Below are 18,704 nucleotides of genomic sequence, written 5' to 3' on the forward strand. Positions count from 1 at the left end.
GGCCCTGTGGATTCGGTCAGGCGATGGTGTAGCGGAGTTCCGGGCGGCCGGGGCCGCCGTACTGCGGGACGCGGCGGGCGACGCCGGTCTCGACGAGGTGTTCCAGGTAGCGCCGGGCCGTCACCCGGGACACGCCCACGGCCGCGCCCACGGCCTGGGCCGACATGCCGCCGACGGCGTCCCGCAGCGCGCCCGCCACGGCCTCCAGGGTGTCGGTGGTCATCCCCTTGGGCAGATGGGGGCGGGCGGTTCCTCGCAGGGTGGACAGCGCCCGGTCCACCTCGCCCTGGCCGCTGACCTCGCCCGGCCCGCTGATCGACGACCGGAACGCCGCGTACCGTTCGAGCTTCTCCTGCAGCAGGGCGAAGGTGAAGGGCTTGAGCAGATACTGCACGACCCCGGCGGAGACGGCCGACCTGACCACCGACAGGTCCCGCGCGGAGGTGACGGCGATGACGTCGGAGGGGAGGCCCGCTGCCCGCATGGCCCGGCAGACGTCCAGCCCGTGCATGTCCGGCAGATAGAGGTCGAGGAGCACGAGATCCACCGGTTCGCGGCGCAGCGCGCGGACGGCCTCGCCGCCGGACCTGGCCACGCCGGCGACCCGGAAGCCCGGCACCCGCTCGACGTACAGGCGGTTCGCCTCGGCCGTGAGCTCCTCGTCCTCCACGATCAGGACCGAGATCACGGCCGCACCTCCTCGGGCGAGCAGCCGCCGCCGGGAGCGCCCGCCCGCTCCGCGCCGTACCCCGGGCGTGCCTCGCGAGGGTCGCGCTCCACGCCGGTGTGGGCCGGCCGGGGCGGCAGCGGGAGCCGTACGGTGAAGACCGCACCCCGATCACCGGCGCCCGCCTCGATGGAACCGCCCAGGCGCCGGGCCGCCTGCCCCGCCATCGCGAGGCCGAGCCCCCGGCCATCCCCCTTCGTGGACCAGCCGCGCCGGAACACGTCCCGTACGACGCCGGGGTCGAGCCCGGGACCGCTGTCGGCGACCCGGATCAGGAACGTGCCGTCCTCGGCGCGCAGGTGGACGCGGACCCGGCCGGGCGGCGCGCCCTGCACTGCGCCCTCCACCGTGCCCTCCACCGTGCCCTGCACCGTGTCCTGCACCGTGTCCTGCACTGCGCCCTGCACCGCGGCGTCGATCGCGTTGTCGATCAGGTTGCCGACGATGGTCACGAGGTCGCGGGCGTCGAGGGCGATGTCGTCGAGCTCGCTGCCGGGGCTGATCACGAGGTCGACCCCGCGCTCGGCGGCCGCCGCGCTCTTGCCGAGCAGCAGCGCCGCGAGGACGGGTTCGCGGATCGCGCCCACCACGCGGTCGGTGAGCCGCTGGGCCATCCGCAGCTCCGCGGTGGCGAACTCCACCGCCTGGTCGGCGCGGCCCAGCTCCACGAGCGCGACGACCGTGTGCAGCCGGTTGGCCGCCTCGTGGGCGGCCGAGCGGAGCGACTCGGCGAAGCCGCGCTCGGCGTCGAGCTGCCCCGTGAGGGCCTGCAGCTCGGTGTGGTCGCGCAGTGTGACCACCGTGCCGAGCGAGCGCGCGCCCGAGCGGACCACGGCGGCGCTCGCCACCAGCACGCGCTCCCCGGTCAGGTGGATCTCGTCGGACCGGCTCTCCCCCGAGCCGAGCATCGCGGCCAGCGAGGGCGACAGGCCCAGGTCGCCCACGTGCCGTCCCTCCGCGTCCCCGGGCAGGCCGAGCAGCTCGCGGGCGCCGTCGTTGGCGAGCGTCAGCCGGCCGTCCCGGTCGACGAGCAGCAGCCCCTCGCGCACCGCGTGCAGGATCGCGTTGTGGTACTCGTACATGCGGCTCAGCTCCGCCGGGCCCAGCCCGTGCGTCTGGCGGCGCAGGCGGGCGCCCACCAGGTAGGCGCCCGCGATGCCCGCCGCCAGGCCGATCAGGCCGGTGAGGACGGCCGAGCCGATCTGCCCGCGCACCTCGGCACTGATCTTCGCCACCGTGATGCCGGCGCTGACCAGTGCCCGCACCCTGCCGGTGGCGTCCCGTACGGGGGTGACGGCCCGTACGGACGGCCCCAGCGTGCCGGTGTAGGTCTCGGTGAACGTGCGCCCGGCCAGCGCGGGAGCCGTGCTGCCGAGGAAGCGCCCGCCGATCTGCCCGGGGTTGGGATGCGTGTACCTGCGGCCCTCCCTGCTCATGATCGTGATGAAGTCGAGCCCGGCCTCCGTGCGCACCCGCTCCGCGTACGGCTGGAGCACGGCCGAGGGGTCGGGGTCGTCCAGCGCGTCGAGCACGGTGGGCGCGTCGGCCACGCTGATCGCCACCGCCCTGGTCGTCCTCGCGGCCTCGTCGCCGAGAAGCTCACGCGTACGCAGGAAGCCGAGAAGGGTGGCGCCGGCCACGGTGACCCCGACGACCAGGATCTGCAGCACGAGCACCTGCCGGGCCAGGCTCCAGCGTCCGAGCCTGGCGGTCATCGTCGTCACGGCCTCAGCGTCCTCGCTCCACATGCGGGTCTGCGCGGATTCACGGCCGAGGGGCGCGCCGGTGAAAACCGCCGTGAACGAAATGTACGCAATAGTGACCCAGGTCACTACCGCGGCGCATAGTCACCGACCAGATCGCATCTCCGCCCGCGTCGTCGCGGGCCGTATGAGGACGAGGAGGGTCGCGTGACGACCACACTGACCCGCGCCGGTGACCGGGCGCCCCGGGACCGGACCCATTATCTGTACCTGGCGGTGATCGCCGCGGTCCTCCTCGGGATCGCCGTCGGGCTGGCGGCGCCGGACGCCGGGGTCGCGCTGAAGCCGCTGGGCACGGCCTTCGTCGCCCTGATCAAAATGATGATCAGTCCGATCATCTTCTGCACGATCGTGCTCGGCGTCGGATCGGTGGCCCAGGCCGCGAAGGTCGGCAAGGTGGGCGGGCTGGCCATCGGCTACTTCCTGGTCATGTCCACGGTGGCGCTGGCCGTCGGCCTGCTCGTGGGCAACCTGCTGCACCCCGGCGAGGGGCTCCAGCTGACCGACGAGCTGCGCAAGGCCGCCGAGGAGCAGGCGGCCAAGGGCGGCGAGAGCGACACGACGTCGTTCCTGCTCGGCATCATCCCGGCCACCTTCGTCTCGGCGTTCACCGAGGGCCAGGTGCTGCAGGCCCTGCTGGTCGCGCTGCTGACCGGCTTCGCGCTGCAGGCGATGGGGGAGCGCGCGGCGCCCATCCTGCGAGGGCTCGAACACCTGCAGCGGCTCGTCTTCCGCGTCCTGGCGATGATCATGTGGGCGGCCCCGGTCGGCGCGTTCGGCGCGATGGCCGCCGTGGTCGGCGCGGGCGGTTTCGACGCGCTGCGCAGCCTGGCCGTGCTGATGGGCGGGTTCTACCTGACGTGCCTGCTGTTCGTGGGGCTCGTGCTCAACGCGGTCCTGTGGCTGGGCGCGCGGATCAGCCTGCTGTCGCTGCTGCGCTATCTCGGCCGGGAGTTCCTGCTCATCCTGTCGACGTCCTCCTCGGAGTCGGCGCTGCCGCGCCTGATCGCCAAGATGGAGCACCTGGGGGTGAGCCGCACCGTCGCCGGCATCACGGTCCCGACCGGCTACTCCTTCAACCTCGACGGCACCGCCATCTACCTGACCATGGCGACGCTGTTCGTGGCCCGCGCGACCGGTTTCCCGCTCTCCACGGGGGAGCAGATCGCCCTGCTGGTCTTCATGATCATCGCGTCCAAGGGGGCGGCGGGGGTCACCGGCGCAGGCCTCGCGACTCTGGCGGCGGGCCTGCAGTCGCACCGGCCGGCCCTCGTGGACGGCGTCGGCCTGATCGTGGGCATCGACCGGTTCATGTCGGAGGCCCGGGCGCTGACCAACTTCGCGGGAAACGCGGTCGCCACCGTCCTGATCGGCACGTGGGTGGGCGACTTCGACCGCTCGCGGGCGGAGGAGGTGCTGGCCGGCCGGGTCCCCTTCGACGAGGCGACGTTCCTGGGCGACGAGGACGCCGCCCCGGCCCCCGAGGCCGGCCGCGCCCCCGCCGCCCCGGCGGCTCACCCGTAATCGGATCAGCGGGCGGGCGGCCGGAACTCCGGCTGGTCGAGCACCCGCAGCCAGCTTCCGTCGGGCTGGCGCCGTACGACCTGGGCCCGGGCGCCGGCGCCGTCCTTCGGCGGGGTCGAGGTGAGCGCGATGTCTCCGCTGACCAGGGTCGGCAGTGGTTCCTCGGGCTCGAAGCGGGGGCGGTTGGCCAGCACCTTCTCCCACAGGGCGCGGATCGCCTCCCGGCCGGCCGTCACGCCGCCCGGCGGGTAGGCCAGCACCGCGTTCTCCTCGTACAGGGCCGCCACCCCCGCGGCGTCCCCGGCATTGGACCGCTCGACGAACAGGCGGGTGATGTCCTCCGGCCGCATGGCCTTCTCGTACTCCGGCATTTGATTCCTCCCGAACTCTCGTACGGGCTCCAGCCTGCCGAGGCGCCTACCAGAAGTCCAACAGATGGATCGGATGGGAACTAGAATTACTGGTTATGGAACTGCGCCAGCTGGAGTATTTCGTCGCGGTCGCCGAGGAGCGCAACTTCACCCGCGCCGCCGAGCGGGTGCACATCAGCCAGTCCGGCGTCAGCGCCCAGATCAGGCAGCTCGAACGCGAACTCGGCGCCGAGCTGTTCGACCGGTCCGCGCGGAGCGTCACGCTGACCGTCGCGGGGAAGGCCGCGCTCGACCACGCCCGCGCCGCGCTCGCCGCGGCCGGGGCGCTGGGACAGGCGGTGGGCGAGGTGACCGGCCTCATCCGGGGCCGGCTCACCGTCGGGATGGTCGTCGGCTGCACCGTCACGCCGCTGTTCGACGCCCTCGCCGCGTTCCACCGGGCCCACCCGGGGGTCGAGATCGCCCTGCTGGAGGACAACTCCGACCGGCTCGTCGAGCGCGTGCGCTCCGGGGCCCTCGACCTGGCCCTCGCCGGGCTCGCCGCCGCCCCGGACGGCCTGGAGACGCTGACGATCATCAGCGAGCGGCTCGTCGCCGCCGTCCCGCCCGGCCACCCCCTCGCGGGCCGGGACGGCGTCACCCTGCGCGACCTCGGCTCGCACCCGATCGTCTGCATGCCGTACGGCACCGGCCTGCGCACGGTGTTCGACCGGGCCTGCGCGGCCCGGGGCCTCCAGCCGGTGATCGCGCTGCAGGCCGGGGCGGCCGACGCCGTCGCCGACCTCGCGACCCGCGGACTCGGCGTCGCCGTCCTCAGCGAGTCGATGGCCGCGGCCCACCGCGACCGGCTCACCGTGTTCACCATCGAGGACGCCGAGACGCCCGCCCTGCTCGCGCTGGTGTGGCGCGGTGGGCAGGGCCCCGCCGTACGCGAGTTCGTACGGCACGTCCGGCGGGCCTTCGGCGTCACCTCCGCCTGAGGGGCCGTCTCGCCTGCCGCCGATCTCGTGGCGGATTGGACGTATGTGCTTAGGTACTCCTAGAGTCCATTTCATGACGTCTGGTGATCTCCAGCTCCGGAGGGCCGAGAAGACCGACGCGGACGAGATCTTCGCGCTCGCCCGCGAGTTCGCGCTGACGTTCCGGCCCGAGCGCGCGCCGTTCGACGCGGCGCTGCCGCAACTCCTGGAGAACGAGGACGCCTTCCTCATCGTCGCCACCATCGAAGGGACCGTACGCGGCTACCTGCTGGGCTTCACCCACCTCACGCTGTTCGCCAACGGCAGGGTCGCGTGGGTGGAGGAGGCGATGATCGACAGCGGCTACCGCCGCCACGGCATCGGGCGCAGGCTCCTGGAGGAGTTCGAGACGTGGGCGCGCTCACGGCAGGCCGGATACGTCGCGCTGGCGACCCGGCGGGCCGCCGAGTTCTACGGCGCCCTCGGCTACGAGGTGTCGGCCACCTACTACCGCAAGATGCTCAGACCGAAGATGTGAGCTGGGCGTCCAGGCGATAGCCGTCCACGGTCACGTAGACCGAGTCGCCGGGCCGCGCGTTCAGCCGCATCAGGACCGGCTGGAGCGAGTCGAACACCGGCTGCCGGTCGCGCCACACCAGGACGACCGCGTTGTCCCCCGGGCCGGTGACCGACAGCAGCGTCCCCGGGCGCATGCCGAGCTGGGCGGCGTACCCCTCGGGGACCGCCACCGGCTCGCCGCGCAGATGGCCGCTGGTGACGTCGATCCGCTGCCAGCGGCGCGGGTCTGAGGCCGGGCTGGAGGTCGGGCGGGGGTTCGGCACCAGATGCGGCCGGGGCACGCCGCCCGCCAGGTTGCCGCCCGCCGGGTTTCCGTTCAGGTTGCCGTTCGTGAGCGCGGCGAGCGCGGCGAGCGCGGTGCCGGCGTCGGGCCCGTTGTTGGCCTGCGAGGGAATCGGGACCCCGCCGCGGCCGTGGTGGTGGCCGTTCGCGCCCGGCGTACGGCGGGGCAGCGGCGCGGGCTTGGCCGTCAGGTCGGGCCCGTGCCGGGTGGGCAGGGGGCCGGGTTCGGACGGGGAGCTCGCCTGCGGCATGGAGTCCAGCCACGCCTTGGCGGAGTGGGCGCGGATGCCGAGCTGGCCGAGCAACTCCACGACGTCGGCGTCCACGGGCTTGCTCGCCAGCAGCTGGCGCGTCTTCTCACGCAGCCCCGCCAGGTCGCCGGCCACGAGCCAGCCGTCCTGCAGGCGGCGGTCGGGCATCAGCGTCACCAGCACCCGCCAGAGCGGCGTGCCGAGGGCCGGGACCTCGATGGGGTGCGACGGGTCCGCCGCGATGAGCTGCTCCTGGGTGGCCGCGGCGCCCAGCCACTCGGTGAGCCCGAACAGATGGCCCGTGAGCGGCGCGGAGTCGGGGGAGCGCAGCCACAGCAGCACCCGCTCCTCGGCCGTGCGCTGGGCCTGGGAGAGCAGTTCGCGGTCCACGTTGAGGTTGTGCGCCAGCGTGCGCAGGCTGATCGGCTCCGCGGCGAACAGCCGCTCGGCCGCGACGGCCCTGGCGAGCGGGTCCCAGCCGCGGAACAGGCCCTCGATGATCGCGACCATCGGGTGCGCGCTGAGGTCGGCCGGCTGCCGCTCCCGCGCCGCCTCGGCCGCGGGCTGCTGGGCAGAGGCGGCCTCGGGCTGCGGGAGCGAGGCTCCGGACTGCCGGGCGAAGGGCTGGGTGGCGGGCTTGACCGGCTCCGCGACAGGTGCCTGCAAGGCGGGCGACGGGGCCGGCGACGGCGCGCCCTGCCCCGGCCGGCCGGGTGCCTGCCCCTGCTGCCCGTGTCCCTGCTGCCCGGGTGCCTGGGCGGGTGTCTGGGCGGCCTGCCCGGGCGCCGGAGCGGTCGGCCGGGTGAACGGCTGCGAGGTGGTTCCCGGGGCGGCGACCTGCGGGAAGGGCTGAGAGGAGGGCCCCGCCTGGGGGAAGGGCTGAGAGGAGGGCCCGGCCTGGGGGAACGGCTGCGACGTCGTTCCGGGCGCGGCCTGCGGGAGGGGCTCGGAGACGGGAACGGCGGGCGCCTGGACCTGTGCCTGGGGCGCGGCCTCGCCCCCCGCGGGCGCCTGCGCGGACTGTCCGGACGCCAGCTCGCTCTCCAGGCGCCCGAACACCTCCCGGAACACCGTGGTCAGGAGGACCTCGGGCGAGGCGGGAGCGGCCGGGGCCTGGAGATCGCACGGCGTCAAACGGCGCAACCGGTACCACCCGCCGAGGTGGTTGACCACCGTGCGTACGGGATCGGGCCAGCCGGGCATGGCCGGGTCCACGGTGTGCACCTGGAGCGCCGGGAGCAGGTCGGTGAGGGGCAGGTGGTCCCAGCGACCGACGGCCAGGCGGGCGAGCCGCTCGCAGAGCCAGTCAACGCCGGTCGCCCGCATCGCGCGGCCGATCCCGACGGATGCCCACCAGCCGCCGGGCAGGCGCGGGTCGGCCAGCATCTCGGCCACCTGCTGAGGACGGCTCCAGCGCAGGGCCGGGACCAGGTCGCTCAGGCAGATCGTTGACTCGGCGTCCATCGGTATGACCGCACCCTCCCGAGAGTGACGCATGTTGCTAATGGTGCAGCTTACGCCGCAAACCAGCAATTGGTGTCAATAGGGTAAAGTTCCCAGGATCCGGCCGGGCGCCGACCTGCGCGACCGCCGCAGCACCCGCCTCACACCCCTTGCGCAGGGCCTCCTCGGGAGGGCTCCCGGCCATCGATGCGACCAGGAACCCCGCGGCGAACGCGTCTCCCGCGCCCGTCGAGTCGACCACCTCCGCCGGGGGCGCGGCCGCTCTGGCGACTATACGGCCATCGCGGGCCAGCAGGGCACCGCCGGCCCCCAGCTTGACCACCGCCGTGCCGTAGTGGGCGCTGAGCGTGCGGGCCGCCACCTCGGGATCCGCGGTGTCCGCGAGCAGCAGCGCCTCCTCCAGGTTGGGGATCACGACGCCCGCCGGGGCCGTCTCGCGGAGGAACCGCTCGGGGCCGAACGCGCGCAGGGGCCCGCAGGAGGCCGGATCGACGCTGACGGGGATCCCGCGCCCGGCGGCCTCGCGCATCGCCAGCCGCACGAGCTCCAGGCCCGGCTCGGCGAACATCGTGTACGCCGACAGGTGCAGATGCCCGACCCCGTCCAGCAGATCGGACGTCCAGTCGCCGGCCCCGATGTGGCCGCTCGCCCCGCGATTGGTGAGCATGGACCGCTCCCCGGTGGAGTCGACCATCGCGATCACGACGGCCGAGGGCCGCTCCGGGTCGATCCGCAGGTGCGGCCGGACCCCGGCCTTGACCAGCTGGGCCGCGTGCCATTCGCCGGTGTCGTACCCGGCCCGCGCCAGCAGGCGGGTGTCGGCGCCGAGCCGGGCGGCCCAGGAGGCGGTGTTCGCCCCCGAGCCGCCCGGATGCAACGCGATGTCGGCGGGCGTGTCGGTGCCGGTGGCCGCGGGGCCGTCGTGCAGCGCGACGACGTCGGTGACCACGTCGCCGATCACCAGCAGACCGCTCACCCGGCCGCCCAGGCGGCTGCGATCTCCCCGGCCAGGCGGGTGTTGCCGCGTACGGCCGCGAGGTTGGCCTCCAGCGACGCGCCACCGGTGCCCTCGACCAGGTACTCCAGCAGGAACGGGGTGATGGCCTGCCCGGTGACCCCGCGCTCCTCGGCGGCGCGCAGGCCCTCGGCGAGCACCCGGTCGTGCAGGGCGGGGTCGAGCTGCAGGTCGGCGGGGACCGGGTTGGCCACGATCAGCGCCGTGTCCAGCCCGGCGAGCGCGTCCTGGGCCCGCATGACGCCGGCGGCCTCCTGCGGCGTCTCGATGCGCCAGTCCACCGGCTCCCCGGAGCTGTGCAGGTAGAAGCCGGGGAACTCGTCGGTCCGGTAGCCGACGACGGTGACCTGCTTGGTCTCCAGCCGCTGGAGCGTCGCGGGCACGTCGAGGATCGACTTCACCCCCGCGCACACGACCGTGATCCTGGTGCGGCTGAGAGTGTCGATGTCGGCCGACTCGTCCTGCACCGTGGTCCAGCCGCGGTGGACGCCGCCGAGACCCCCGGTGGCGAACACCCGCACGCCCGCCCTGGCGGCCAGGAACGAGGTGCCCGAGACGGTCGTGGCGCCGCTCAGCCCGAGCGCGGCGGCCGGGGCGAGGTCGCGGAAGCCGAGCTTGCGTAGGTCCGGCTCGGTCGCGATCCGCTCCAGCCCGTCCTTGTCCAGGCCCACCCGGGGAACGCCGTCAAGCACCGCCACTGTGGCCGGCACGGCCCCCGCCTGCCGGACGAGGTCCTCCAGTTCGAGGGCGACCTGGAGGTTACGGGGCTGGGGAAGCCCGTGGGAGATGATGGTGGACTCCAGGGCGACGACCGGACGGCCGGTGGCCAGCGCCTCGGCGACCTCATCGGAAACGCGCATGTCTCTCCTGCTTCCCGCTCACCATCGGGGCGCTCATACCCGCCTGGCCGTACCGAAGGCGCGCTTGGTCGCTTCGCTCCCGCGCGCACCTCAGTCCAGACCGGCGGCGCGCCCCTCCGGATCGCTCGTTTACTTCTCGTACCAGCGGAAGATTGTCCGCTTCGGCATATTCTGCCCGAGTCTTGTGGGGGATCTTGCGATAAGTTGCGGGCGTCCGCCCAGGCCCACCCGCTGCCATCTCCTGCCGTCACCCCCTACGAGACCCTCCCATGCCCGCCGCCACAATCCGCATCCGGCCCGCATGCAACCGCGACACCGAGCCACGTACGACCCGGGAGAACGCTCCATGCCACGTTCGCACTACGACGTCGTCATCGCCGGCGCCGGGCACAACGGCCTCGTCGCGGCGGCCTACCTCGCGCGGGCCGGGCGTAGCGTGCTGGTCCTCGAACGCCTCGGCCACGTGGGCGGCCTCGCCGTGTCGGCCCGCGCGTTCCCCGGCGTGGACGCGCGGCTGTCGCGCTACTCCTACCTGGTCAGCCTGCTGCCCACGAAGATCGTAAAAGATCTCGGGCTGCGTCTCGACCTGCGCCGCCGCCGCTTCGCCTCCTACACCCCGGCCGGAGACACCGGCCTGCTCGTGGACAACGAGGACGCCGCGCGCACCGCCGCCTCCTTCGAGGCCGTGACCGGGGGACGGCACGACCTGGCGGCCTGGGAGCGGTTCTACGGGATGACCGCCCACGTGGCGCGCCGGGTCGCGCCGACGCTGCTCGAACCCCTGCGCGGCCGTACGGCCCTGCGGGAGGTCGTGGGGGACGACGAGGCGTGGCGCGACCTGTTCGAACGGCCCATCGGCGAGGTGGCGGACGAGCGGTTCGCCGACGACACGGTGCGTGGAGTCGTCCTCACCGACGCCCTGATCGGCACCTTCGCCGATCCGGCCACCGACCTGCTGGCCAACCGGTGCTTCCTCTACCACGTCATCGGCGACGGCACGGGCGACTGGAACGTGCCGGTCGGCGGCATGGGCGCGGTGACGGCCGAGCTCGCCGAGGTCGCCCGGCGGCACGGCGCCGAGATCCGCACCGGGGCCGAGGTGCTGGCGATCGACCCCGGCACCGGGGAGGTCACGTTCGACGACGGTGCGGAGCACGCGGTGACCGCGGGGAAGGTGCTGGCCAACCTGCCGCCCGCCGTGCTCGCCCGGCTGCTCGGGGAGACGCCCGAGCAGCCCGAGGGCGCCCAGCTCAAAATCAACATGGTGCTGTCGCGGCTGCCCCGGCTGCGGGACCCCGCCGTGGACCCCGCCGAGGCGTTCAGCGGCACCTTCCACATCAACGAGACCCGTGACCAGCTCGCCGCGGCGTACGCGCAGGCGGCCGCGGGGAAGGTCCCGGACCTGCCGCCCGCCGAGGTCTACTGCCACTCGCTCACCGACCCCTCGATCCTCGGCCCGGAGCTGCGGGAGGCGGGGGCGCACACGATGACGCTGTTCGGCCTGCACATGCCGGCGCGGCTGTTCGCCGACCCGGCGGCCAAGCGGGAGGCGCTGGCCCGCACGCTCGCCTCGATCGACTCCGTGCTCGCCGAGCCCATCGAGGACTGCCTGCTGCGCGCGCCCTCGGGCGAGCCCTGCCTGGAGGTCAAGACCCCGCTCGATCTGGAACGGGACGCGGGCCTGCCCGGCGGCCACATCTTCCACCACGACCTGTCCTGGCCGTACGGCGAGGAGGGCGACCACGGGGCTCTGCCTGCTCAGTGGGGCGTCGAGACGGCGCACGAGCGGGTGTTGCTGTGCGGCGCGGGCGCCCGGCGCGGCGGCGGCGTCAGCGGTATCCCCGGTCACAATGCCGCGATGGCCGTGCTTGGTCGTGCCTGACAAAACATGCTCTGCTACGCGTGGCCCACTCCCTTAACGGAACCTTCATGACCCTCGGGTAGCTTGTGCCGGTGCGTGAGGAATCGGCGAAACTGCTGGTAGTGGACGACGAGCCCGCCCTCAGGGAGGCGTTGCGCAGCAGCCTGGAGTTCGAGGGCTACGCGGTCGAGACCGCCGCCGACGGGCTGACCGCGCTCGACCTCCTCGACCGGGGAACCTACGACGCCGTGCTCCTCGACGTCATGATGCCCCGGCTCGACGGGCTGACGGCCTGCCGCCGGCTGCGCGCGGCCGGCAACCGGCTCCCCGTCCTCATGCTGACCGCGCGCGACGCCGTCGGCGACCGTGTCTCCGGCCTGGACGCCGGAGCGGACGACTACCTGGTCAAGCCGTTCGAACTCGACGAGCTGCTCGCCCGGGTGCGGGCGCTGCTGCGGCGCGGCGGGCAGTACGCGCAGAACGAGAGCGGCGGCGACGTCATCGCCTTCGGCGACCTGCGCATGGACACCGTGAGCTGGGAGGTCACCCGGGCCGGCCGCAGGCTCGACCTCACCCGCACCGAGCACCTGCTGCTCGAACTGTTCCTCACCCACCCCCGGCAGGTGCTCACCCGCGAGCAGATCCTGCGAGAGGTGTGGGGCTTCGACTTCGAGCCGTCGTCGAACTCGCTCGACGTGTACGTGATGTACCTGCGGCGCAAGACCGAGGCGGGCGGGCAGCCCCGCCTGATCCACACCGTTCGCGGCGTGGGCTACGTGCTCCGGTCGTCGCCGTGAGGCGGCGTTCGCTCCGGTCCCGGCTCACGCTGCTGATCGCGGCCGCGGTCGCCCTGGCCGTCGCGGTGGCGGCGGCGGTGTGCTGGCTGCTCGTCCGCGGCGAGATGCGCGGCCAGATCGTCGACTCGATCACGCACCTGCGGCCGCCGGCGCAGCAGGTCGGGTTCGCGCTGCGGGACTGCGCGGGTCAGGGACGCAGGGAGGGCCCGCGGCCCGACTGGGACCCCTCCGGGCGCAGCTGGCAGGTCGTCATGGCGGACGGCTCGGTGTGCGTCGCGTCCGGGTCGGCCCTGGTGGCGCCGACCGCGCGGGAGCGGGCGATGGCCGTCTCCGGGGGCAAGCCCGTGCTGCGCGACGCGGTCACCACCGACGGCACCTCCGTGCTCGTCTACACCTTCAGGTATGAGCCGCGTCTCGGCGGGCCGCCGGGCGACGCCGCGCAGTTCGCGGAGCCGCCCCTGCCGCAGGGCCCGGTGACGGTCAGCGTGTTCCGCTCCACCGCCGAGATGGACCAGACGCTCCGCATCCTCGCCCTCGTCTTCGGCTCGGTCTGCGTGCTCGGCGTGCTCGGCGCCGCCGTGGCCGGCCTCTGGCTGGCCCGTACGGCGCTGCGCCCGGTGGAGCGGCTGACCCGCGCCGTCGAGCACGTGGCCAGGACGGAGGACCTGAGCGTGACGATCCCGGTGGAGGGGGAGGACGAGATCGCCCGCCTCAGCCGGTCGTTCAACACGATGACCACCGCCCTGTCCAGCTCCCAGGAACGCCAGCGGCGGCTCGTGGCCGACGCCGGGCACGAGCTGCGCACCCCGCTGACCAGCCTGCGCACCAACATCGACCTGCTGCTGCGCAGCGAGAACACCGGCCGCGCCATCGAGCCCTCGGCCAAGCGGCGGCTGCTGGCGAACGTCAAGGAGCAGTTCGAGGAGATGTCGAGCCTCATCGGCGACCTGCTTGAGCTGTCGAGGAAGGCGGAGAGCGGCGAGCTGTCGTCCGACATCGACCTGCACGAGGTGGTGGCGTCGGCGGTCGAGCGGGCCAGGCGGCGCGGCCCCGGGCTGCGCTTCGACGTCGACCTGGAGCCGTGGCAGGTCCACGGGGACGCCCGCGGCCTGCAGCGGGCCGCGGTGAACGTGCTCGACAACGCCGTGAAGTTCAGCCCGCCCGGGGGCCTGGTGACCGTGCGGCTCAAGGCCGGCGTGCTGACCGTGCGCGACGAGGGCCCCGGCATCCCCGAGGACGAGCTGCCGCACGTCTTCGAGCGGTTCTGGCGCTCGCCGTCGGCGCGCAGCCTGCCCGGCTCGGGCCTCGGCCTGTCGATCGTGGCGCAGGCCGTGCGGGACGCCGGGGGACGGGTCGCCATCGAGGACGCGCCGGGAGGCGGGACACTCGCCACGGTCGAACTCCCCGGCGCCCCGCCGCCCGCCTGACTCACCCTCCCGGACGGCCCGCTCACCTGTCCGCGAACAAACGGTCTGCCGGAGATCCGGGCGTGCCAGACTGCCAGGTATGGCAGCATCGGGCCGATCAGTGGTCATCGACATACGGACGCGCCGGGCCGGCAAGGAGCGCGGCCCGGACATCCCCGACGGCCCGGCGGACCCGTTGCTGCGGAAGGTGTACGGGGAGATCCTCCGTGACGAGCGGCTGGATCAGGACCGCACGCTGGATGACGTGGCGCGTGCGGTAGGCATGTCCAAGCAGTATCTGTCGGAGGTCGAGCGCGGCCGCAAGGAGCCGTCGTCGGAGATGCTGCATTCGGTGTGCGACGCGCTCGGGTTGCCGATCGAGCACCTGCTGACCCGCGCCGTCCGGCGGATCACGGCGTCGCGCCGGATCGCCACACGCGCGTCGTCCGGTACGCCACGGGTGGAGCTGCTGGCGGCGTGAGCGCTACGACGACCCGCGGGTGTCGATCAGCTCGTCGGCCAGGCCGTACTCGATGGCCTCACGAGCGCTGAAGATCCGATCCCGGTCGGTGTCCTTGCGCAGTCGGGCGACGTCCACGCCGGTGTGGGAGCTGAGGATCTCCTCGGTCTGGGCGCGCAGGCGCATCACCTCGGCCGCCTGCAGGGTCAGGTCGGAGATGGTGCCCTGCCCTTGCGTGAACGGCTGGTGCAGCAGCACGCGGGAGTGGGCGAGCACGAACCGCCGTCCGGGGGCGCCGGCGGCGAACAGCACCGCGGCGGCGGAGGCCGCCTGGCCCATGCAGTACGTCGCGACCTTCGCGCGGATGAACTGCATCGTGTCGTAGATCGCGAGCATCGCGGTCGCCGAGCCGCCGGGGGAGTTGATGTACAGGTTGATCTCCTGGTCCGGGCTCTCCGCCTCCAGGTGGAGCAACTGTGCCATCACGACGTTCGCGACGCCGTCGTCGATCTCGGTGCCGAGGAAGATGATCCGCTCGTTGAGGAGCCGGCTGAAGATGTCGAACGATCGCTCACCCACCGGGGTCCGTTCGATCACGTACGGAATCGTGTACTGCGTCATGACGAGAACCCCATCCGGTTGGGAACGGCGTACGGTGCGAGGCTGTGGAAGGAGTCGATGATCCCGTAGTCGCGGGCCTGCTCAGGGGTGAACCAGCGGTCCCGGTCGCTGTCGGCGGAGATCTCCTCGACCGTGCGTCCCGTCTCCGCCGCGAGGATCTCCTCGGACTGCCGCTTCATGTACTCGAGGTTCTCGGACTGGATCGCGATGTCGATCGCCGTGCCGCCGATGCCGGCCGACGGCTGGTGCATCATGATCCGGCTGTGCGCGAGGCTTATCCGCTTGCCGTGCGTGCCGGACGCCAGCAGCACCTGCCCCATGCTCGCCGCCGACCCCAGTGCGACGGTGACCACGTCGTTCGGGACCAGCTTCATCGTGTCGTAGATCGCCAGCCCGGCCAGCACCGACCCTCCGGGCGAATTGATGTACAGGATGATGTCGCGCTCGGAATCCTCCGAGGCCAGCAACACCATCTCGGCACACACCCGCTCGGCCATCTCGTCGTCGACCTCTCCGGTCAACAGCAGGGTCCGTTGCTGGAACAGCTTCTCGTTCAGCCGATCCCGGTAACTCATGCTCGGTGAAACTCGCATGGCGCCTTTGTATCCGCCGCAGCCCCGCGAACTGTCGATATGTCTGCTGAGGGCGGACCAGGCGGGCCGATGGGACCGTACGGTTGACCGCGCCAGGACGTGGGACGCCCGCGCCCGGACCGGGTGCCGGCCGTCGGAGGAAGGGCGCTGCGGGCGGGCGGCCACCGGCGTTCGATCCGCGGATCTACACTCAGCGGCCACGCCGTCGAGTGCGGCGTCAACCGGCTCGAACGCCACCGCGCTGTGGCCACCCGCTTCGACAAGCCGGTGGTGCGCTACCAGGCCACCATCCACATCGCCGCCATCGACGAGTGGCCCTGCCCAGACCTGCGAAACAGGCTCTAGTCGGGAAGGGTGGGCTCGGCATCGCTCCAGCCCGAGTCCACGACCAGCCAGTAGTTCAGCATCCTGCCGGGAACCTGCCACTTCTCGCTGTCGGGGCCGGGTTCGAGCTGGATGTCACAGCTCCCCAGAAGCTTGCCGGTCCGCTGGTCGAAGAGCACCTGCCGCTGGATCCTGCCGCGGCCGTCCGCGCTCTCGAACGGGGCCGCGAGGGCGACGGCGGTGCGCCCGAGCGGATCCGTGACGGTGCCCAGCCGCTGCACGCCGGGATAATCGGTGACCAGGCGCATGAGACCGGCTCGCACCTTGGGCGGCACGGGCGTGTTCGCGAGGATGTCGAAGACCTTGTCGAGCACGCTTGTGGCGTCCCCGCAGTGTTTCGGCGCTCCAGACCGGCCGTCGGCGAGTTTGATCGAGCCCTCGCACAGGAGCGTGCGCAGATCTCCGGGATCGGTGGGCAGTTCCTGGAGCTCCTGATAGGTGAGCTGGCCGACGCCGCCCATGTTGAACGTGCCGCCGCTCGTGTCGGCCGGATCGTCCGCCTGCCAGGAACCCGACGTCGTCCCGACGGTCCTGCTCACCCCCGACGAGCGCACCGTCCAGCTCCGAGGGGAACCCGCCGCGCGCCAGGCGTCGGCGTCGGCGTCGGTCTGGGGCCTGCCCGCGAAGTCACGGCCGTAGAAGGACTTGCCGTCGCCGGGGGTGCGTCCCGTCCATTCGAAGGTCTCGTCCCGCTCCTCCACGACGTACCCGCCGGTCCGGCCGAGCGCGAGCGCCGCGAAGGCGGTGCGCTGATGCGTGTACCAGTAACGGCCCTGGTGCTGCAGCTCGGCCCGGGAGGCGGCGGCCAGCATCATTCCGCGAGGGGACAGGGCGTCAGGGGTGGCCTGCACGCCCGTCCGCGGTCGCGCGGGGTCGTCGGTGGCGAGCGTCATGCCCGCCACCACGGCTGCGGCGGTTGCGGCGGCCACCAGGCCGAGCGGTACGCGCCACGCACGGCGACGGCGCTGCCGGGCGGTGTCGTCCTGGCTCAGCATGCGGCCACGGGCGGCCGCCGCGGCCTGCTCGGAGGGCGGGGGCGGGTCGTCGTACACCGCACGTACGAGATGCAGCTCGTTCATCGATGTGTCTCTTCCTCATCAAGCAGCGGATTCGTTCCGTTGAGCGCTCTGCGCAGCTTCTTCCGAGCCCGGTTGAGCCGCGAGGAGACCGTGCCGAAGGGGACGTCCAGGGCCTGCGCCACCTCGTCGTAGCTCAGCCCCGCGAGCGCCACCAGCAGCAACACGTCACGCTGGCTCGCCGGTAGGGCGGCGATGGCCCTGGCCAGCGTGCCTTTGACGCCTTGCGCGCTCACCTTCGCCGTCACCTCGTCCTCGTGGCCCGGGGCCGGCTCCGCCTCGGGGTGCAGCCGGCCCACGGCGGGGAGGCGTACCGATGGATCTCCGCGTGGTGCGCGTCGAAGACGGCGCCGAAACGCTCAGGCTCGTCCCAGGACCGCTCGATCACGACAGCGTCGTCCTGCGACGGTGAGGCGACGCCGGGGGAAGCGGCCAGGTGTGGCTCATTCATTCAAAGGCCTTGTAGTCGGCGGGACATCGGTCACCTGTTGTTGTCCGGAGACCGTCATCGCCTTCCCCCGAGTCCGCCTTCCCCCGAGTCCCGGCCGTGCCCCGGCCGTGGAGCAGTCCCAGCGTGGCCGGACGAACGGCTCCCCGCCACATGCACGGCGGTGTGCCATTAGGAGTTTCGAGCGCCGGTGCTCCACTAGTGTGGGCGGGTTAACGCGACGGGAACGACGCATGACGAGACCACGACCTAGGTGACATGGCCGGCGCCACGCCCGCCGGGGAGACGCGACACGATATGACCAGCCCGAAGGCCACCGTCGACGTGGTGGTGCTCACCATGAACGACCGGCCCGAGCCGTTCGAACGGGCGATGGAATCCCTCCTGGCCCAGCGGGACGTCGACCTGCGTGTGGTCATCGTCGGCAACGGCGTCGAACCCGACCACGTGCCGGACGGGGTCCGCGCGGTGGTCCTGCCCGTCAACGAGGGCATCCCCGCCGGGCGGAACGCCGGAGCCGACGCCCTGGCCGGACCGGACGCCGGCGAGTTCGTCTTCTTCCTCGACAACGACGCCGTCCTGCCCACCACCGGCACTCTCGCCCAGCTCGTCGCCGTCGCCCGCCGCCACCCCGGAGCGGCCTACATCCAGCCGCGCATCGCCGACCCCGACACCGGGGTGACGCTGCGCCGATGGGTGCCGCGCCTGCGCGCCGGCACGGCCACGCGGCCGGGCACCATCACCGTCATGGCCGAAGGCGTCGTCCTCCTCCGCCGCACCGACTACGAGCGCGCGGGCGGCTGGCCCGGCCACTTCTTCCTCTTCCACGAGGGCATCGACCTGAGCTGGAGGCTGTGGGACCTCGGACGCACCGGCCACTACGCGCCGGACATCGTCATCCACCACCCCGCCACCGATCCCGCGAGGCACGCTCCCTTCTACCGCCTCGTCGCCCGCAACCGCGTCTGGCTCGCCTACCGCCGGCTCCCGGCCCCGCTCATTCCCGTCTATCTGGCCGTCTGGACCGTGGTCAGCATCGTCCGGATTCGTTCCCGTGCGAACCTCGCCATCTGGTTTCGTGGGCTGCGCGAGGGCCTGAAGGGCGGGCACGGGCAGCGCCGTCCCATGTCATGGGCCACCGTGGCACGGCTCACCCTCGCGGGCCGCCCCCCGATCGTCTGACCGGAGCCTCTCGGGGGCGTTCTCATCCGGGGTTAATGAACGCCTCAGAGCGGTCCCATTCCGGCCCGCGAGCGTGGGCCC

General features: G+C 72.8%; 20 protein-coding genes. 9 read left to right on the top strand and 11 right to left on the bottom strand.

Annotation, left to right across the window (positions count from 1 at the left end):
* Window positions 1-16 precede the first annotated feature (16 nt).
* Both ACQEVJ_RS13705 and ACQEVJ_RS13710 read right to left on the bottom strand, forming a co-directional pair.
* Window positions 17-688, bottom strand: coding sequence for a response regulator (locus ACQEVJ_RS13705; protein ID WP_433100798.1), 672 nt, complete (start codon window positions 686-688; stop codon window positions 17-19).
* Window positions 685-2,442 carry an ATP-binding protein gene (locus ACQEVJ_RS13710; protein ID WP_433112713.1) on the bottom strand — a complete coding sequence of 586 codons (1,758 nt, stop codon included), beginning with the start codon at window positions 2,440-2,442 and terminating at the stop codon, window positions 685-687. Before ACQEVJ_RS13710 ends, ACQEVJ_RS13705 begins: the two co-directional genes overlap by 4 nt.
* 195 nt (window positions 2,443-2,637) lie before the next feature.
* Between ACQEVJ_RS13710 and ACQEVJ_RS13715 the strand changes: the two genes are divergently transcribed.
* The gene (locus ACQEVJ_RS13715; protein WP_433100800.1) at window positions 2,638-4,014 is read left to right on the top strand and encodes a cation:dicarboxylate symporter family transporter; all 1,377 of its coding nucleotides are present in this window, start codon (window positions 2,638-2,640) and stop codon (window positions 4,012-4,014) included.
* 5 nt (window positions 4,015-4,019) lie between these two features.
* Here the strand turns inward: ACQEVJ_RS13715 and ACQEVJ_RS13720 are convergent, their stop codons facing one another.
* Entirely contained in the window at window positions 4,020-4,385 is a 366-nt protein-coding gene (locus ACQEVJ_RS13720; RefSeq protein WP_433100802.1) for a YybH family protein, read from the bottom strand.
* Between the two features lie 95 nt (window positions 4,386-4,480).
* Here ACQEVJ_RS13720 and ACQEVJ_RS13725 point away from each other — a divergent pair, with 95 nt between their 5' ends.
* Together ACQEVJ_RS13725 and ACQEVJ_RS13730 are read left to right on the top strand one after the other, a co-directional pair.
* Window positions 4,481-5,365: a LysR family transcriptional regulator gene (locus tag ACQEVJ_RS13725; protein WP_433100804.1), complete on the top strand. Its 885-nt coding sequence runs from the start codon at window positions 4,481-4,483 to the stop codon at window positions 5,363-5,365.
* A gap of 73 nt (window positions 5,366-5,438) precedes the next feature.
* The gene (locus tag ACQEVJ_RS13730) at window positions 5,439-5,882 is read left to right on the top strand and encodes a GNAT family N-acetyltransferase (RefSeq protein WP_433100806.1); all 444 of its coding nucleotides are present in this window, start codon (window positions 5,439-5,441) and stop codon (window positions 5,880-5,882) included.
* On the opposite strand, the gene ACQEVJ_RS13735 is transcribed toward ACQEVJ_RS13730, so the two are convergent.
* Genes ACQEVJ_RS13735 through ACQEVJ_RS13745 form a run of 3 tightly spaced genes read right to left on the bottom strand, consistent with a single transcriptional unit; the run spans window position 5,866 to window position 9,795 of the window.
* Entirely contained in the window at window positions 5,866-7,920 is a 2,055-nt protein-coding gene (locus tag ACQEVJ_RS13735) for a hypothetical protein (RefSeq protein WP_433100808.1), read from the bottom strand. The genes ACQEVJ_RS13730 and ACQEVJ_RS13735 overlap by 17 nt on opposite strands.
* A 37-nt stretch (window positions 7,921-7,957) precedes the next feature.
* Window positions 7,958-8,896, bottom strand: a complete 939-nt coding sequence (locus ACQEVJ_RS13740; RefSeq protein ID WP_433100810.1) for a carbohydrate kinase family protein — start codon at window positions 8,894-8,896, stop codon at window positions 7,958-7,960.
* A complete protein-coding gene (locus ACQEVJ_RS13745; protein ID WP_433100812.1) occupies window positions 8,893-9,795 on the bottom strand; it encodes a pseudouridine-5'-phosphate glycosidase in 903 nt (300 codons plus the stop codon). Before ACQEVJ_RS13745 ends, ACQEVJ_RS13740 begins: the two co-directional genes overlap by 4 nt.
* A 346-nt stretch (window positions 9,796-10,141) precedes the next feature.
* Between ACQEVJ_RS13745 and ACQEVJ_RS13750 the strand changes: the two genes are divergently transcribed.
* The 4 genes from ACQEVJ_RS13750 to ACQEVJ_RS13765 all read left to right on the top strand — a co-directional run bounded on the left by ACQEVJ_RS13750 (window position 10,142) and on the right by ACQEVJ_RS13765 (window position 14,340).
* Complete coding sequence (locus ACQEVJ_RS13750) at window positions 10,142-11,677, top strand: phytoene desaturase family protein (RefSeq protein WP_433100814.1); 1,536 nt, start codon at window positions 10,142-10,144, stop codon at window positions 11,675-11,677.
* A gap of 71 nt (window positions 11,678-11,748) precedes the next feature.
* Entirely contained in the window at window positions 11,749-12,453 is a 705-nt protein-coding gene (locus tag ACQEVJ_RS13755) for a response regulator transcription factor (protein WP_433100816.1), read from the top strand.
* Window positions 12,450-13,880 carry a sensor histidine kinase gene (locus tag ACQEVJ_RS13760; protein ID WP_433100818.1) on the top strand — a complete coding sequence of 477 codons (1,431 nt, stop codon included), beginning with the start codon at window positions 12,450-12,452 and terminating at the stop codon, window positions 13,878-13,880. Before ACQEVJ_RS13755 ends, ACQEVJ_RS13760 begins: the two co-directional genes overlap by 4 nt.
* A gap of 79 nt (window positions 13,881-13,959) precedes the next feature.
* Window positions 13,960-14,340 carry a helix-turn-helix domain-containing protein gene (locus tag ACQEVJ_RS13765; protein WP_433100820.1) on the top strand — a complete coding sequence of 127 codons (381 nt, stop codon included), beginning with the start codon at window positions 13,960-13,962 and terminating at the stop codon, window positions 14,338-14,340.
* 3 nt (window positions 14,341-14,343) lie between these two features.
* On the opposite strand, the gene ACQEVJ_RS13770 is transcribed toward ACQEVJ_RS13765, so the two are convergent.
* Window positions 14,344-14,940, bottom strand: coding sequence for a ClpP family protease (locus ACQEVJ_RS13770; RefSeq protein WP_433100822.1), 597 nt, complete (start codon window positions 14,938-14,940; stop codon window positions 14,344-14,346).
* Window positions 14,937-15,515 (bottom strand): ClpP family protease, encoded by a 579-nt coding sequence (locus ACQEVJ_RS13775; RefSeq protein ID WP_433100824.1) that lies wholly within the window; start codon window positions 15,513-15,515, stop codon window positions 14,937-14,939. The genes ACQEVJ_RS13770 and ACQEVJ_RS13775 overlap by 4 nt, the downstream gene beginning before the upstream one ends.
* Window positions 15,516-15,632: 117 nt before the next feature.
* Between ACQEVJ_RS13775 and ACQEVJ_RS13780 the strand changes: the two genes are divergently transcribed.
* The gene (locus tag ACQEVJ_RS13780; RefSeq protein WP_433100826.1) at window positions 15,633-15,878 is read left to right on the top strand and encodes a hypothetical protein; all 246 of its coding nucleotides are present in this window, start codon (window positions 15,633-15,635) and stop codon (window positions 15,876-15,878) included.
* On the opposite strand, the gene ACQEVJ_RS13785 is transcribed toward ACQEVJ_RS13780, so the two are convergent.
* The 3 genes from ACQEVJ_RS13785 to ACQEVJ_RS13795 are packed head-to-tail and all read right to left on the bottom strand — an operon-like array spanning window position 15,875 to window position 17,444.
* A complete protein-coding gene (locus ACQEVJ_RS13785) occupies window positions 15,875-16,996 on the bottom strand; it encodes a CU044_5270 family protein (RefSeq protein ID WP_433100828.1) in 1,122 nt (373 codons plus the stop codon). The two genes, ACQEVJ_RS13780 and ACQEVJ_RS13785, sit on opposite strands and share 4 nt — an antisense overlap.
* Complete coding sequence (locus tag ACQEVJ_RS13790; protein WP_433100830.1) at window positions 16,993-17,241, bottom strand: sigma-70 family RNA polymerase sigma factor; 249 nt, start codon at window positions 17,239-17,241, stop codon at window positions 16,993-16,995. Before ACQEVJ_RS13790 ends, ACQEVJ_RS13785 begins: the two co-directional genes overlap by 4 nt.
* Window positions 17,238-17,444 (bottom strand): hypothetical protein, encoded by a 207-nt coding sequence (locus ACQEVJ_RS13795; protein WP_433100832.1) that lies wholly within the window; start codon window positions 17,442-17,444, stop codon window positions 17,238-17,240. The genes ACQEVJ_RS13790 and ACQEVJ_RS13795 overlap by 4 nt, the downstream gene beginning before the upstream one ends.
* A 294-nt stretch (window positions 17,445-17,738) precedes the next feature.
* On the opposite strand from ACQEVJ_RS13795, the gene ACQEVJ_RS13800 reads away from it, so the two are divergent.
* Window positions 17,739-18,623, top strand: coding sequence for a glycosyltransferase family 2 protein (locus ACQEVJ_RS13800; protein ID WP_433100834.1), 885 nt, complete (start codon window positions 17,739-17,741; stop codon window positions 18,621-18,623).
* Window positions 18,624-18,704: the final 81 nt, after the last annotated feature.

The sequence above is a fragment of the Microbispora sp. CA-102843 genome, from assembly GCF_050936215.1.
Classification (GTDB): domain Bacteria; phylum Actinomycetota; class Actinomycetes; order Streptosporangiales; family Streptosporangiaceae; genus Microbispora.